Source organism: Nonomuraea sp. NPDC049486 (assembly GCF_040676925.1).
In the GTDB taxonomy this organism is placed as follows: Bacteria; Actinomycetota; Actinomycetes; order Streptosporangiales; family Streptosporangiaceae; genus Nonomuraea; species Nonomuraea ferruginea.
This window is the reverse complement of sequence record NZ_JBFAPV010000001.1, coordinates 78761-93156: the sequence shown is the minus strand read 5'-3', so window position 1 is coordinate 93156 and position 14396 is coordinate 78761. Positions and strand designations below refer to the sequence as shown.

The following is a 14396-nucleotide window of genomic DNA, read 5'->3' as shown; positions in this document are numbered from 1 at the left end:
TGCAAGATAGTTGGCAGGATGCACGCCGATCAGTTTTGCCCCAAGATCGATAACGTTTCTCCCGGAGACGAGATGACAGCTCAGCGCAGCCCATCAGCACGACAGCGCCGTCTGGCCGCGGTATTGCGCGGCTTGCGCAAGGAGAAGGGGATGTCCCGCGAGACGGTCGCGGAGCTGATGGGGTGTTCGGCACCAACCATCACCCGCATCGAGGCAGCGACGGTGGGAGCGCGGATCGCTGATGTCACCATGCTGCTGGAGATCTACGAGGTGCCGGCGCACACAAGGGAAGTGCTTCTCCAACTCGCCCGCGATGCGCGGAAACGCGGCTGGTGGGACAAGCTGTCCGACACGATCCCGGAATACTTCCAGAGCTACGTGGGCCTCGAAGAGGACGCGTCATCCATCACCGGTTACGAGACCGAGTACGTACCCGGCCTCTTCCAGACGGAGGAGTACGCGCGCGCGATCATGAGCGCGGAACCGGCCCTGCCTTCTGAGGAGGAGTTGGCCCTCAGCCTCGCGATCCGGATGAAGCGTCAAGAGGTACTCAAGTCCGCATACCCACCCGAGATGTGGATGGTGCTGAACGAGGCGGTCATTCGGCGCGCGGTGGGCGAGGAAGGACTCATGCATCGTCAACTGCGCCACCTGCACGAACTGTCGTCGCAGAACTCCATCAACATCCAGGTGCTGCCCTTCTCCAGCGGAGCTCATCCCGCAATGAACGGGGGCTTCAGCATCCTGAAGTTTCCAAAACTCTCAGATCCAGACGTTGTGTACCTTGAGTATTGGAGGGGGAGTATCTACCTGGAAGAGCCTCACGACGTAAACGCCTACAATCGACTATTCGATCACCTTCGCGCACGGGCGCTCGGGCCAGATCAGACCCGACGTCTGATCGAGCAAGTGACTGGAGGGACGAGATGAGCCACCAGCGGGACACTGGGCCAGAGCGACCTTCCCCTTTGACCTGGCGAAAGTCCACGTTCTCGAACGGCACGGGCGGAAACTGTGTCGAAGTAGCGCTGTTAGACGACGATGACACCAAGGCGCTCGAAGCCGATCACAAAGCCGGCCACGGCCCCCTCGTCGCACTGCGCGACTCCAAAGACCCTGATGGACCCAGGCTGTACTTCACCCGCAGCGAGTTCGCCGCGTTTCGACATGGGATTATCGCAGGGGAGTTCGACGACCTCGTTTGAGAGATCACTCCTGCAGAGGACGGCACACCCCGTCGGACGACCAAGCCGAGACCCGCGAACACCTCTCGTCCGAACGTCGCAGCGACCCCTACACCTGAAGGGGGGCATGATGACTGCATCTCCCGAGCTGAACGCCGCGTGGCGTAAAAGCAGCCTGAGCGGAAGCGGGTCTGATAGGCGAGCCGTCCTTTACGGCCATCCACCTACTCAGGTTCAAGGTCCAGACCTTCTAGCCTTCCACCTATAAGGTCTCTCTTTCGCAACTCGCGTCGGAAGCTGTCAACGCCTCTCTTTCTTCGAACGTCACCCTTGCACTTGTTGCTGCTCCCTGGAGACTGTCGTGGCTATGAGAGACGGTGGCAACTCACGCAGATGGCTGTTGGTACTCGCCTCGCTGACCAGCCTGGTGATGGGAGTCGTCGCCGTTCTCATCGGCCTGGAGGCGATGAGCTGGGTCGCCTCGGGTGTAGCCGCGGTGTTCGGCGTAATCACTGCATCCAATGAGATCGCCCGCGCCGGCGGGGATGGCCCTTCGGACGCCCGCACTGGAGGAGAAAGCTCCCCGAACAGGCCCCGCCGCCTGACAGGCCAGGCGTGGGCGGCCGTACTCGTAGGTGCGATGGCCGTGGTCTTCGGCGCGGCTGTTGCCTTCAGGCTCATCGTCAATCCGGTCGGATCGGAAACCCTCACCTGCCCGAAGCCTTCAGACACGATTACCCAGGCCAAGGTGACGTCGGCCTCGACAGCCGCCTATCCCGACCTGAAGATCGAGTCGTTCGTTTACAACGTCACCTATAACGGCACGGACTTCATGCACCTGGAGGCAACCGGGCGGATCACCGGCAAAGTGCCGGAGGATCAGTTGTTGTATCCCTTCGGGTCCGCGGATCCCAAGACTCGCGACGCCTACGGCAATGCCGGCGTCGAAGGCCTGTTCTGGGGCAAGGACGAACTGATCGTGCCCGATCAGAACGGGTGCTGGTCCAAACCGCAACGCAGGTTCGGCGGCTATGCCGGCGCCCGGGGCCTTACGTTCTACTACCACCTGGGGCTCGTCCCGCACTCCCAGATCTCGTGTCTGGACAAGGTCCTCTCGACCAAGGACGCCGAGGACAATGGTGTGGAGGCTGCGGACCTGACCAGGTGCGGCGTCACTTTGCTCGGTTACGCCCACATCCCGACCGATCCCGTGTGAGCCAGGCGGGCCCATGCTCGTGAGCTGTTAGCGGCTCATGGGCCGGGGTAGCCGCGAGGCAGGGAGGAGGGCTCGGCGATGCGCACGCTGGTGGAGGTCGTTCGGGAGAAGGGGATGACGGATCCCCGCCTGCTGGCCGCCTTCGCCGACACGCCGCGCCAGCGGTTCGTGCCGCTGCGCTCCGCCGCGCGCGCCCAGTTCGACGAGCCGATCCCGATCGGTCACGGGCAGCCGACCTCGCAGCCGTCCCTGGTCGCCCAGATGATCGACGCGTTGGGGCTCGCGGGCACGGAGACCGTCCTGGAGATCGGCAGCGGGTACGGCTACCAGACCGCCCTGCTGGCCCGACTGGCCAGGTGGGTCTATTCGCTGGAACGCCATGCCGACCTGGCTGAACACGCCCGGGCCAACCTGGCCGCGGCCGGTGTGACCAACGTCGAGGTGCTGGTCGGCGACGGCACCGCCGGCCTGCCCGCTCACGCGCCCTTCGACGCCGTCATCGTGTCGGCCGCCGCTCCGACGGTGCCCGCGCCACTGGTCTCGCAACTGGCCGAGGGCGGGCGGCTGGTCATGCCGATCACGGGCGAAGCGGCCGACATCGTCACGCTGTACACCAAGCGGCAGGGTCAGTTGGCGTGGCTGCGCCTCCTGACGCCTGCCCGGTTCGTCCCCCTCATCGGCGAACACACGCGGTAAGCGATCATGCGGGCGTCATCCTCTCCGCAGGTCCACGATGAGCAGGTCGTCCTCCCAGACCGCCGCCGTGCCGAGCGCCTCGCACGCGCTGATGAAACGCCGGGCGAGCCAGGAGCGTTCCGCGCCCTCGGCCAGGACGGTGCGGCAGTAGTCGAGTTTGAGCGGCACGGCGCGCAACCGTACCGGACCGAGCTCGTCGACGGTCACCAGGAACAGCAGCGACAGGTCGTTGCGCAGATCCGGGTCCACCGCGTAGTCGTCGATGAAGTCGCCCATGTCGTACAGGACCGGCGGCGCCACGCCGTGCGGGACGTGCGCGGAGTGGCCGGCGATCAGCGTCGCCCCGGCGTCGGTGAGGATCCTGGCCGCGCCGAGGATGTACGGCAGCGGCCCGGTCGTCATGTTGGGACCCCAGTGGGGCATGACCAGCACGGCGTCCGTTTCCGTACGCATCCTCGTCACCGTGTCCGTCAGCCAGCCGGGGACGCCGGAGCGCAGGTCGGCGTAGGCGACGCCGGGCCGGTCGGGGGCGGCCGCGTAGTCGTCCGGGTGGTCGGTCACGGAGATGACGGCGATGCGCAGCCCCCGTGTGGCGAGAATGACCGGCTCGCGCGCCTGGTCCAGGGTGGCGCCCGCACCCGCCGCGCGGATCTCCACGCGTTCGAGATGGGCACGGGTGTCGAGCAGCGCGTCGTAGCCGTAGTCCAGCGCGTGGTTGTTGGCCAGCGTGACGCAGCTGACGCCGAGCTCGGCGAGCAGATCGACGGCCTGCGGCGGGGCGCGGAAATGGAAGACCTTGCCCGGCGCGAACATCGAGTCGCCGCGACTGGAGACGCAGCACTCCAGGTTGAGCAGGATGGCGTCGGCCTCGGACAGGTACTCGCGGACGCCGTCCGAGACGAACGCGTCCGGGGCGTTGTAATCGGCCAGCAGGTCCCCGACGCCACGACCGAGCATCGTGTCGCCCGCCAGCGCGAGCGTGACAACCACGAGGTTCCCCTGCCCTCGACGACGTGCTCAAACGCCCGGAAAACACCGCCGCCACCTGCAATGATCCGCTATCTGGGGGTAGGCGTCAGGTGGAAGCGTAAGCGACCTTCTCGGGGAGGCAGCGATGAGCACACCGGGAATCGGCAAGAAGGTCCAGGACGTGATGCACCAAGGGGCCGAGTGCATCGGAGAGCAAGACAGCCTGCGCAGGGCCACGCAGATGATGCGTGACCTGTCGGTCGGCGCGCTGCCGATCTGCGGGGACGACGACCGGCTCAAGGGCATCATCACCGACCGGGACATCGTGATCAAGTGCTGTGCCGAGGGCAAGGACCTCGACAGCACCACGGCAAGCGAACTCGCCCACGGCCTGGTGTGGGTGGAGGCCGACAGCAGCGTCGAAGAGGCGCTGGAGAAGATGGAGCAGCACCAGATCAGGCGGCTGCCCGTGATCGAGGACAAGCGGATCGTGGGCATGGTCAGCGAGGCCGACCTGGCCAAGGAACTCCCCGACAACAAGCTCGCGGAGTTCGTCCACCGGGTCTACGCGTCCTCCTGATCCAGCCGGGCGCGGGGGCCGTTCACGCGGCCCCCGGCGCCTCATTCACCGGAGAGCTCGCGATCGCCCTGGTGGGAGGTCGGCCGGATTGCGCAGCCTAACCAACCTAAGAGCAAATTGTAGTTGCAAGGCGATCTTGACCGTGAAACTACAATCTCATCTTCATTTGAGCAGCGAGCGCCCGTCGCGGGTTGACCGATGGCGGCCGTCGGAGGTGACCCGTCACTCCCACTCGATGGTGCCCGGGGGCTTGCTGGTGACGTCCAGCACCACCCGGTTGACCTCGCGCACCTCGTTCGTGATCCGCGTGGAGATCCGCGACAGCACGTCATAAGGCACCCGCGACCAGTCGGCCGTCATCGCGTCCTCGGACGTCACCGGCCGCAGCACCACCGGATGCCCGTACGTACGACCATCCCCCTGCACCCCCACAGAGCGCACGTCGGCGAGCAGCACCACCGGGCACTGCCAGATCTCCCGGTCGAGCCCCGCCCGCGACAGCTCCTCACGAGCGATCGCATCGGCTTCGCGCAGCAGGTCGAGACGCTCGCGCGTGACCTCGCCCACGATCCGGATCCCGAGACCCGGCCCCGGGAACGGCTGGCGCCACACCATCGCCGACGGCAGCCCGAGCTCCTCGCCGGCCCGCCGCACCTCGTCCTTGAAGAGGGTGCGCAGCGGCTCCACCAGCTTGAACTGCAGGTCCTCAGGCAGCCCGCCCACGTTGTGGTGGGACTTGATGTTGGCCGTGCCCGTGCCCCCGCCGGACTCCACCACGTCCGGATAGAGCGTCCCCTGCACCAGGAAGTCCACCGGGCCGTCGGCCATGATGGCGCGCTGCTCGTCCTCGAAGACCCGGATGAACTCCCGGCCGATGATCTTGCGCTTCTCCTCAGGGTCGGAGACCCCTTCGAGAGCCTTCAGGAAACGGTCCGAGGCGTCGACCACCCGCAACCGCACCCCGGTGGCGGCCACGAAGTCGCGCTCGACCTGCTCCGCCTCCCCCTTGCGCAGCAGCCCGTGGTCGACGAAGACGCAGGTGAGCCGGTCGCCGATGGCGCGCTGGACGATGGCGGCGGCCACCGCGGAGTCGACGCCGCCGGACAGGGCGCAGATGGCGCGGCCGTCGCCGACCTGGCGGCGGACCGCCTCGACGGACTCCTCGACGATGTTGAGCATGGTCCAGCTGGGGCGGCAGCCGGCCGCTTCCAGGAAGTGCTTGAGCACCTGCTGGCCGTGCTCGCTGTGGAGGACCTCGGGGTGGAACTGCACGCCGTAGAGGCCGCGGCCGGGGTGCTCGAAGGCGGCGACCGGGGTCTCGCGGGTCGAGGCGGTCACCAGGAAGCCCTCGGGGGCGGCGGCGACGCTGTCGCCGTGGGACATCCAGACCTTCTGGGCCGACGGGAGACCCGCGAAGATCACGCCCTCGTCGAGGACCTCCAGGGAGGTGCCGCCGTACTCGGCGACGCCCGTGCGGGCCACCTCGCCGCCCAGCGCCCTCGCCATCGCCTGGAAGCCGTAGCAGATGCCGAACGTGGGCACCCCGGTCTCGAAGAGGCCGTGGGGCACGTCGGGGGCGTTGTCGGCGTAGACGGACGAGGGACCGCCGGACAGGATGATCGCCTTGGGGTTCTTCGCCATCATCTCCTCGACCGTCATGGTCGACGGGACGATCTCGGAGTAGACGTGGCACTCGCGCACCCGCCTGGCGATGAGCTGCGCGTACTGCGCGCCGAAGTCGACCACCAGGACCGTGTCGAACTCAGACACCGAAGGAACCCCCCAAAGGCGAATGCGGTGCACTCAGTCTATCGACAGCAGACCGAGCGGCGGCGACCCGAGGTCGAGCAGGGCCTTGTGGAAGCGCTGGAGGGTGAAGCCCGCGCCCCACGCCTGCCTGGCCTGCTCGCGCAGGTCCATGATGATCAGCTTGCCCCAGGTGTAGCGGCCGTACGTGGGATCGAAGGTGGCCCGCCTGGCCTCGGCCATCGCGGCGGGGCCCGCCAGGTGGGTGTGGGAGGCGAAGCGGGCGGCCGCGTCCTCGACGGTCATCGCGCCGGTGTGCACGCCGATCGCGCAGGCCAGCCGGGTGACGCGGATGAGCGCCTCCACCCAGACGCCGATCTCGAAGCGCGGGTCGCCCGCCTCGAACCCCTCCTCGACGCAGAGCTCCTCGGCGTAGTGCGCCCAGCCCTCGGCGAACGAGAACGACTGCAGCAGCCGCCGCACGTCCGACGGCGCCCGGCGCAGGGCCAGGCCGTGGGAGAAGTGGCCGGGCGCGACCTCGTGCACGTTGATGGCGGGCAGCGTGGTCTCGCTGAAGACCTCCAGCCACTCGTCGACGTCCTGTTTCGGCCAGGACGGGTCGGGCGGGGTGATGTGGTACCAGGACGGGCCTTCGGGTTCGCCGGGGGCGTTCCACGACATCATCGCCATCGCCCAGCGGCGTGACTCGGGGGCGAGGCCGACCAGGCACGTGCCGTCGTGGTAGGGCACCAGGTCCTTCTCGCGGGTGAACGCGATGGCCTTCTCGGTGCCGATCCTGGCCGCCTCGATCACGCCGTCGGCGTCGGGGTGCTGCTTGACCAGCTCGCGGACCACGTCCAGCGGCGGCCTGCCGCCCTGGCCGAGCCGGTCGCAGGCGTCGGCGAGGCGGGCCGTCAGGCGGTCGCGCTCGGCGTCGGCGCGCTCGGCCAGCCTGCCCAGGTCGACGTCCAGGCCCTCGACGGTGCCCATGAGCCGGGCCAGGGCGTCCGCGCCGAGCGCGGCGTCCGGGTCGCCGGTCTCCGCCGCCCGCTCGACGTGGGCGACCAGGCGGGCGTGCGCCTCCAGAGCGGCCTGGTCGGTGACGCCTGCGGCCAGGCCCTTGACCGCGCCGAGCAGGGACTGCGCCACGGGGGCGCTGACCTGGTCGAGCGAGGCGGTCGCGTGCCGTACCGCTTCCGGCCAGAGCGCCAGGTGGGCGGCCTTGGCGGCGGCGCGCTGCTCCTCGGGGCCGTAGTCGCGGTCGTAGCAGGCGAGGTCCAGGTTGGACAGGTGGAGCAGCGGGTTCTTGCGGTGCAGCGCGAGCTCGCCGAGCTCGAAACGCAGGCCCTCCTCGAAGACCTGGAGGTGGCGGGCGTCGTGGGGGTCTTCCGGCAGGTCGCCGTCGCCGAGCCGGGTCAGGCCGGCGCGCACGCCCTCGGGAGACAGGTCCTGGATGGCGCCGTCGTACTCGTGCCGTCCGCCTGACTCGCGTGCTTCCGGGACCATCAGGTCGGTGATGGCCCGCAATCTGGGCTGAAGTTCCGTCATGCCGGAAACGCTAGCGGCCGAGTGGGTGGCTGACCCAGACGTTGGGCTCGACGTAGACGGCGTGATCGTGGCCGGGTTCGACGTGGACGGGGTTGAGCGCGCCCGGCACCTCCGCTGGGCCCGGCCGGTCGAACGGCAGGCCGGTCCACTCGCGCCACTCGGCGAGCGTGCCGGCGATCGTCATCGAGCGCGGCGCCACCTTGACGATCTCGCCTCCCGCCCGTACGTGGACGCGCAGCCACGGGTCGTGCGGCAGCCCGTCGGGGCGGGTGCGGAAGGCGTACTCCGCCATGGGGGTGTGCGGCTCCAGGTGCTTGTGGTTGGGGCGGACCGGCGCGACCAACTCGTCGAAGCCGAGGCGGGCGGCGTTGGCGCGCATGGCGGCCACCATGAGCGGCGAGACGCCCTTGCCGAGCAGGTCGCGGCGGACGGTGATCTCCAGGGCGGAGATCCGGCCGGGGCGCTCGCCGCGCTCGCGGGTCAGCCAGGCGCGCCTGATGACGCCGTCCCAGCCGTCGTCGGGCAGCTCGCCCTCCTTGAGCGTGAACGGCATCGTGCAGCCCCGGGCGGCCAGCCGGCCCGGCTCGGCGTCGTCGTCGGCGACCAGGACGTAGTCGGTGTAGGCCGTGTCGGCGACCGCGTAGAAGAAGTCGGCGATCGGGTCCTTCATCATGAACTCCGGCCAGGAGTGGTCCATGTCCCACAGGGTGGGGATGAACTCGGGGCGCTCGGAGAGGGTGGTGATCCGCAAGGCCATGGGCGGATATTTTCACATTTCGGAGGGCCGCTGGACGGGTTGATCCTCACTCTTGAAGATCAAGGTGGTCTGCAGGTGCACGATCTCGGGCCGTACCAGGAACCTCTCCAGGCAGAGCCGGTGCAGGTGCTCGGCGTCGGCCACGGCCACGTGCACCAGGAAGTCCTCGGCGCCGGCCACGTGGAAGAGCGTGATCGTCTCGGGCAGCGACAGCACGAAGCTCCGCAGCGGGTCGACGAGCTGGCTCGTGTGCGGCCGTACCCGCAGCGCGAGCAGCGCCTGCAGCGGCCGGCCCAGCTTGGCGACGTCGACCGAGGCGCGGAAGCCGGTGATGATCCCGCGCCGCCGCAGCGCGCGCACCCGTTCGAGCGCGGTGGAGGGCGCGACGCCGAGCCGCTCGGCGAGATCCTTGTTCGGCAGCCGGGCGTCGCGCTGGAGTGCCGCCAGGATGGCCAGGTCGATCGAATCCAGTTCGGCATTATGCATGGAAATTGCCCTCCAATTCGGCAACACTAGCCGCACGCCGATGATGTCCTCACTATTTCGAGATATGTGGAACGTTGAGGAGTTCACCGAGTCGGCCGGCATCACGGTCGAGGAGCTGTCCGCCTATGTGGCGGAGAGCCAGCGGGGCGAGGCCCCCGTGCTCAGGCGCACGCCGCCGCGCGAGCTGGCGGACCGGCTGGGCCTGCGTGAGCTGATCGTCAAGGGCGGCATGACCCCCGCGTCGTACCGCGGCTTCCTGCGCGCCTTCCTCGCCGAGAGCACGCGGCTGCACCACCCGGCGTTCCTGGCCCACCAGACCGCCTCCCCCGACTTCCCCGCCGCGCTGGCCGACCTCGTGCACGGCGCGATCAACAACCCGATGAACATCTACGAGATGGGCGCCTCGGCGGCCACGGTCGAGTTCGAGGTCCTGCGCTGGATGCTGGACAAGGTGGGCTTCCCGGCCGGCGGCGGCGTGCTGACGCACGGCGGCTCGCTGGCCAACCTGACGGCGATGCTGGCGGCCAGGGCGCGGGTGGCGCCGGAGGCGTGGGAGGAGGGCGTGCCGGGCGACCTGGTGATCCTGGCCTCGCCGTCGGCGCACTACTCGATCTCCCGCGCGGTCTCGATACTCGGGCTCGGGCAGCGCGCGGTGGTGCCGCTGGAGACGGACGAACTGGGCCGGATCGACCCGGCCAGACTGCCGGACATCGGGCAAGCGGGTCATGGCGCTGGTCGCGGCGGCCTGCGCCACCGGGACCGGACTGTACGACGACCTGCGGGCGATCGGCGAGTGGTGCCGCGAGCGCGAGGTGTGGTTCCACGTCGACGGCGCGCACGGCGCCTCGGCCCTGCTGTCGGACCGGCACGCCCACCTGCTCGACGGCATCGGGCTGGCCGACTCGGTGATCTGGGACGCGCACAAGATGCTGCGCACCTCGGCCCTGTCGGCGGCGGTGCTGGTGCGCAGGGAGAGCGACCTGGACGCGGCCTTCAAGCAGGAGGCCAGCTACCTGTTCTACGGCGACCAGGGCTTCGACCAGATCGCCCGTACGGTCGAGTGCACCAAGGCCGAGCTGGGGCTGAAGGTGTTCATGAACCTGGCCTGGCGCGGCGAGCGCGGCCTCGGCGACTACGTGGCCTCCCGGTACGACACCGCCCACCGGTTCTGGGAGCTGGCCCGCGAACGCCCCGGGTTCACGGTGCCGTACGAGCCGGAGAGCAACATCGTGTGCTTCCGCCACGGCGACGGCGACCAGGTGGCGATCCGCGAACGGCTGATGCGCGACGGCACCTTCTACCTCACCTCGACCGAACTGGCCGGGGTCCGCCACCTGCGGATCACGGTGATGGCCCCGGCCACGGACGACGCCACCCTGACAGCACTCCTGGACGAGATCGAGGCTTTCTAGATCAACGGCAGGCGACGCCGGTCTTGCTGAGCCTGCCGTTGTAGTCGTTGCCCGGCCCGGTGTGGTCGCCGTGCCTGGCGTGGATGCTCACGCACATGTTCTTGCCGTAGACCTTGACCGGGCCCGCGTAGTACTTGAAGCGGCCGGTGTCCTTGGCGTAGTTGTTCTTGACGTTGTCCTCGGCGAACCTCTCGTTGTACATCTCGATGAAGAGGGGCGTCTTCTCGCCGTACCGCTGGTGGCCGGAGCGCTTGACCAGCGCCGCGCAGTTCCACCCGGTGGCGGCGTTGTAGAAGAGCTTGACGTCGCTGATGTAGTACGTGCTGCCGTCGAGCGCGTCCTTCATCGGGATCTTCCAGCTGCCGACCTGCGTGCCGCTGCAGCCGTACGCCGCGGCGGCGGCCGGTGGGGCGGCGACCAGGTGCAGCCCTAGGGCGGTGACCCCGGCAAGGGCGGCGGTCATGGTTCGCTTGAGCATGGTGAAACCCCCGAAAGTGGAAAGTTTGCCTAAAACGCCCTAACCACTTCTCCGGGGGGCTCACACCTCCTGTTACCGATTCGTGATCCAGAGCGCGGCGAGGGCCGTGGCGGGGACCGCCGGGCTGCGCGGGGGGATCGGGGGCAGGGGCCGGTAGGCCGTGCCGAGCGGCGGGCGGGCGTCGGGCTCGCCCGCGTTCGGCCAGAGCGCCATGGCCCGCTCGGCCAGCGCGGTGATGGTCAGCGACGGGTTCACGCCCAGGTTGGCGGCGATCGAGGACCCGTCCACGACGTGCAGGCCCTCGTACCCGTAGAGCCGGTGGTACGGGTCGATCACACCTTCCCCCGGCGAGGCCCCGATCGCGCAGCCGCCGAGGAAGTGGGCGGTCGCGGGGATGTCGAACAGGTCCAGCCACGACCCGCGCGGCTCGCCGCCGACCTCCTCGGCCCCGATCCGCACCGCCTCGTGGCCCGCCGGGATCCAGGTGGGGTTCGGCTCGCCGTGCCCCCGGGTGGAACGCAGCCCGAACCGGCCGCGCCGTACCGTGATCGAGTTGTCCTTGGCCTGCATGACCAGCGCGATCAGCGACCGCTCGGACCAGCCGCGCAGGTCGAGCAGCCCGAGCGCGCGCAGCGGACGGCGGGCGGCCTCGCGGGCGAACGCCTTCCACCGGTTCTGGCCGCCGTCGATCAGCAGCGTGCGCAGCAGGCCCATCGCGTTGGAGCCGTCGCCGTAGCGGACCGGCTCGATGTGCGTCTCGGCGTCCGGGTGGAAGGACGACGTGATCGCCACCCCGGCGTTGAGCTTCTCGCCGCCGCGCGACGGCCGCTCGAAACCGAGCAGCGCCTCGGAGTTGGTACGGGTGAGCGTGCCCAGCCGGGGCGAGATCCGGGGCAGCGTGCCGTCGTCGCGCAGCCGGTGCAGCAGTCGTTGCGTGCCCCAGGCCCCGGCCGCGAAGATCACCTGCCGGGCGGTGAAGACCCGGCGCCGCCTGGCCGAGCCGGTCCGCCGGGCCAGCACCTCGTAGCCGCCGGACGGCAGCGGGCGCACCGAGGTGACCGTGCACTCGGCGTAGACCCGGGCGCCGGCCCGCTCGGCCAGGTAGAGGTAGTTCTCGGTGAGCGTGTTCTTGGCGCCGTGGCGGCAGCCGGTCATGCACTCGCCGCACTGGACGCAGCCGCGCCGTTCGGGGCCCGCGCCGCCGAAGTACGGGTCGGCGCCGTCGGGCCCGAAGTAGACGCCGACGGGGGCCGGGCGGAACGTGCCGCCCACGCCCATCCGATCGGCGATCTTCAGCATCACCGCGTCGGCCGGGGTGTGCGCGGGGTTGGTCGTCACCCCGAGCATCCGCTTGGCCTGGTCGTAGTAGGGCGCCAGCTCGGCCTTCCAGTCGGTGATCGAGGCCCACTGCGGGTCGCGGTAGAACGGGTCGAGCGGCTCGTACAGCGTGTTGGCGTACACCAGCGACCCGCCGCCCACCCCTGCCCCGGCGAGCACCATCACGCCGGCCCTTCTCGCCGCGGAGCAGGTGGATGCGCTGGATGCCCTTCATCCCCAGCCACGGCGCCCACAGGAAGTCGCGCAGCCGCCAGGAGGTCGCGGGCAGCGAGGACCGGTCGAAGCGCCGCCCCGCCTCCAGCACCGCGACCCGGTAGCCCTTCTCGGCCAGCCGGAGCGCCGAGACGCCGCCGCCGAACCCGGAACCGATGACGACGACGTCGAACCCGCTCACTTGACCCTCAGCCACTTCATCACCTTGAGCGTGGTGGTCAGCACGTCCGCCCACGTCTCCTGGGCCAGGTCGAACGGCGGCTCGATGCGCAGCCAGGACGCCTGGGAAGCCACGGTCTGCGACTCGGTGTAGCGCAGCAGGCCCTCCGTGCCGTGCCTGCGGCCCAGGCCGGACGCCTTCATGCCGCCCATCGGGGCGTCGTAGGAGGCGTACGCGGCGCCGTACCCCTCGTTGATGTTGACCGTGCCGGCCTTGATCCGGGCGGCCAGCGCGCGGCCGCGGGAGGTGTCGGAGGTCCAGATGGAGGCGTTCAGGCCGTAGGCCGTGTCGTTGGCCAGCTCGACCGCCTCGTCGTCGGAGGCGAACGGGTAGAGCGACACCACCGGGCCGAACGTCTCGTCGCGGCAGAGCTCCATGTCGTCGGTGACGCCGGTCAGCACGGTCGGCTCGTAGAACAGCGGCCCGAGGTCCGGCCTGGCCTTCCCGCCGGCGAGCACGGTCGCGCCGCGGGCCACGGCGTCGTTGACGTGCCGGGTGACGGTCTCCAGCTGGTGGCGGTGGGTCAGCGAGCCCATCTGGACGGACCAGTCGCGGCCGGGGGCGAGCTTCATGTTGCGCACCTGACGGGCGAAGCGGTCGGCGAACGCCTCGAACAGCGACGTGTGCACGTACAGCCGCTCGATCGAGAGGCACAGCTGGCCCGCGTTGGCGAAGCAGGCGCGGATCGCGCCCTGCACGGCCAGGTCCAGGTCGGCGTCGTCGAGCACCAGCATCGGGTTCTTGCCGCCGAGCTCCAGCGAGCAGCCGACGAGCCGCTTGGCCGCCTCCTCGGCGATCTTCCTGCCGGAGCGGGTGGAGCCGGTGAAGGCCACGTAGTCGGCGCCGTCGAGCAGCGCCTCGCCGATCTCGTCAGGCTCGCCGGGCACGACCTGCCAGAGGTCGCGCGGCATGCCGAGCTCCACCAGCAGGTCGACGGCCCACCGGGTGGACAGCGTGGTCTGGGTGTCGGGCTTGTGCACCACCGCGTTGCCGGCCAGCAGCGCGGGCACGGCGTCGGTGACGCCCAGCGACAGCGGGTAGTTCCACGGCGAGATGAGCGCGACCACGCCCTTGGGCCGGCGCAGCTCGCTCACCCGGGTGGCGATCGGGAACACGCCCTTGCGTCCCTGCGGGGCGAGCAGTCCGGGCGCCCGGCGGGCGTAGTAGAGCACGCAGCCCGCGACGTCGAGGACCTCCTCGAAGGCGTGCGAACGGGCCTTGCCCGTCTCGTCCTGGAGCAGGTCGAGGATCTCCTCGCGCCGGTCCAGGATCACGTCGTGCAGCCGCAGGAACGGCTTCACCCGCTCCTGCACGGGCCTGGCCGCCCACTCCTCCTGCGCCGCCCGCGCTCTGCGGTACGCCTCGCGCACATCTTCCGCGCCGGCCAGGGGGAGTTCGGCGAGGGGTTCGCCGGTGAACGGAGCGATGATCTGCCGGGTTCTGCCGGTGGTGACGTGCATGCCAGAAGGATATTCGGGTTGGCTACCGACCGGTAGTTATCGGCAACGGACGTCGGCGCACCGCGGAGAGCCGATCTTCACCCTTGAACCGGC

General features: G+C 69.5%; 12 protein-coding genes and 3 pseudogenes. 7 read left to right on the top strand and 8 right to left on the bottom strand.

What is annotated here, in order from left to right; translation table 11 throughout:
* Nucleotides 1-18: 18 nt before the first annotated feature.
* The 4 genes from AB0K05_RS00540 (at nucleotide 19) to AB0K05_RS00525 (ending at nucleotide 3096) form a co-directional block, all read left to right on the top strand.
* Complete coding sequence (locus AB0K05_RS00540) at nucleotides 19-930, top strand: helix-turn-helix transcriptional regulator (RefSeq protein ID WP_364225255.1); 912 nt, start codon at nucleotides 19-21, stop codon at nucleotides 928-930.
* A gap of 38 nt (nucleotides 931-968) precedes the next feature.
* Nucleotides 969-1205: a DUF397 domain-containing protein gene (locus tag AB0K05_RS00535; RefSeq protein WP_333485678.1), complete on the top strand. Its 237-nt coding sequence runs from the start codon at nucleotides 969-971 to the stop codon at nucleotides 1203-1205.
* 340 nt (nucleotides 1206-1545) lie between these two features.
* Entirely contained in the window at nucleotides 1546-2400 is an 855-nt protein-coding gene (locus AB0K05_RS00530; protein ID WP_364225251.1) for a hypothetical protein, read from the top strand.
* 78 nt (nucleotides 2401-2478) lie between these two features.
* The gene (locus AB0K05_RS00525; RefSeq protein ID WP_271274720.1) at nucleotides 2479-3096 is read left to right on the top strand and encodes a protein-L-isoaspartate(D-aspartate) O-methyltransferase; all 618 of its coding nucleotides are present in this window, start codon (nucleotides 2479-2481) and stop codon (nucleotides 3094-3096) included.
* A gap of 15 nt (nucleotides 3097-3111) precedes the next feature.
* Here the strand turns inward: AB0K05_RS00525 and AB0K05_RS00520 are convergent, their stop codons facing one another.
* Nucleotides 3112-4086, bottom strand: a complete 975-nt coding sequence (locus AB0K05_RS00520) for a CapA family protein (RefSeq protein ID WP_271274719.1) — start codon at nucleotides 4084-4086, stop codon at nucleotides 3112-3114.
* A gap of 124 nt (nucleotides 4087-4210) precedes the next feature.
* Between AB0K05_RS00520 and AB0K05_RS00515 the strand changes: the two genes are divergently transcribed.
* Nucleotides 4211-4645 carry a CBS domain-containing protein gene (locus tag AB0K05_RS00515; protein WP_271274718.1) on the top strand — a complete coding sequence of 145 codons (435 nt, stop codon included), beginning with the start codon at nucleotides 4211-4213 and terminating at the stop codon, nucleotides 4643-4645.
* A 222-nt stretch (nucleotides 4646-4867) separates the two neighbouring features.
* On the opposite strand, the gene guaA is transcribed toward AB0K05_RS00515, so the two are convergent.
* Genes guaA through AB0K05_RS00495 form a run of 4 tightly spaced genes read right to left on the bottom strand, consistent with a single transcriptional unit; the run spans nucleotide 4868 to nucleotide 9182 of the window.
* Complete coding sequence (guaA, locus tag AB0K05_RS00510; RefSeq protein WP_271274717.1) at nucleotides 4868-6415, bottom strand: glutamine-hydrolyzing GMP synthase; 1548 nt, start codon at nucleotides 6413-6415, stop codon at nucleotides 4868-4870.
* 33 nt (nucleotides 6416-6448) lie between these two features.
* Nucleotides 6449-7939: a DUF885 family protein gene (locus AB0K05_RS00505; protein ID WP_271274716.1), complete on the bottom strand. Its 1491-nt coding sequence runs from the start codon at nucleotides 7937-7939 to the stop codon at nucleotides 6449-6451.
* A gap of 10 nt (nucleotides 7940-7949) precedes the next feature.
* Nucleotides 7950-8696 (bottom strand): N-acetyltransferase, encoded by a 747-nt coding sequence (locus tag AB0K05_RS00500; protein WP_364225244.1) that lies wholly within the window; start codon nucleotides 8694-8696, stop codon nucleotides 7950-7952.
* 12 nt (nucleotides 8697-8708) lie between these two features.
* On the bottom strand, nucleotides 8709-9182 hold the full coding sequence (locus AB0K05_RS00495; RefSeq protein WP_246639931.1) for an Lrp/AsnC family transcriptional regulator: 474 nt from the start codon (nucleotides 9180-9182) through the stop codon (nucleotides 8709-8711).
* On the opposite strand from AB0K05_RS00495, the pseudogene AB0K05_RS00490 reads away from it, so the two are divergent.
* Both AB0K05_RS00490 and AB0K05_RS00485 read left to right on the top strand, forming a co-directional pair.
* Nucleotides 9145-9777 (top strand): annotated as a pseudogene (locus AB0K05_RS00490) (pyridoxal-dependent decarboxylase); the annotation flags it as partial. The gene AB0K05_RS00495 and the pseudogene AB0K05_RS00490 sit on opposite strands and share 38 nt — an antisense overlap.
* Nucleotides 9778-9904: 127 nt before the next feature.
* Nucleotides 9905-10594, top strand: a pseudogene (locus AB0K05_RS00485) (pyridoxal-dependent decarboxylase); the annotation flags it as partial.
* A gap of 1 nt (nucleotide 10595) precedes the next feature.
* Here the strand turns inward: AB0K05_RS00485 and AB0K05_RS00480 are convergent.
* From AB0K05_RS00480 to AB0K05_RS00470, 3 genes and pseudogenes are all read right to left on the bottom strand, one after another.
* Nucleotides 10596-11072 carry a hypothetical protein gene (locus AB0K05_RS00480; RefSeq protein WP_271274713.1) on the bottom strand — a complete coding sequence of 159 codons (477 nt, stop codon included), beginning with the start codon at nucleotides 11070-11072 and terminating at the stop codon, nucleotides 10596-10598.
* A 72-nt stretch (nucleotides 11073-11144) separates the two neighbouring features.
* Nucleotides 11145-12804 (bottom strand): annotated as a pseudogene (locus AB0K05_RS00475) (GMC family oxidoreductase).
* On the bottom strand, nucleotides 12801-14303 hold the full coding sequence (locus AB0K05_RS00470) for a succinic semialdehyde dehydrogenase (RefSeq protein WP_271274711.1): 1503 nt from the start codon (nucleotides 14301-14303) through the stop codon (nucleotides 12801-12803). Before AB0K05_RS00470 ends, AB0K05_RS00475 begins: the two are co-directional and overlap by 4 nt.
* Between the last annotated feature and the right edge of the window lie 93 nt (nucleotides 14304-14396).

Coding starts and splice junctions, on each gene's coding strand:
- AB0K05_RS00540 (WP_364225255.1), top strand. CDS start 19: ATGCACGCCGATCAGTTTTGCCCCAAGATCGATAACGTTTCTCCCGGA.
- AB0K05_RS00525 (WP_271274720.1), top strand. CDS start 2,479: ATGCGCACGCTGGTGGAGGTCGTTCGGGAGAAGGGGATGACGGATCCC.
- AB0K05_RS00515 (WP_271274718.1), top strand. CDS start 4,211: ATGAGCACACCGGGAATCGGCAAGAAGGTCCAGGACGTGATGCACCAA.
- AB0K05_RS00505 (WP_271274716.1), bottom strand. CDS start 7,939: ATGACGGAACTTCAGCCCAGATTGCGGGCCATCACCGACCTGATGGTC.
- AB0K05_RS00500 (WP_364225244.1), bottom strand. CDS start 8,696: ATGGCCTTGCGGATCACCACCCTCTCCGAGCGCCCCGAGTTCATCCCC.
- AB0K05_RS00495 (WP_246639931.1), bottom strand. CDS start 9,182: ATGCATAATGCCGAACTGGATTCGATCGACCTGGCCATCCTGGCGGCA.
- AB0K05_RS00480 (WP_271274713.1), bottom strand. CDS start 11,072: ATGCTCAAGCGAACCATGACCGCCGCCCTTGCCGGGGTCACCGCCCTA.
- AB0K05_RS00470 (WP_271274711.1), bottom strand. CDS start 14,303: ATGCACGTCACCACCGGCAGAACCCGGCAGATCATCGCTCCGTTCACC.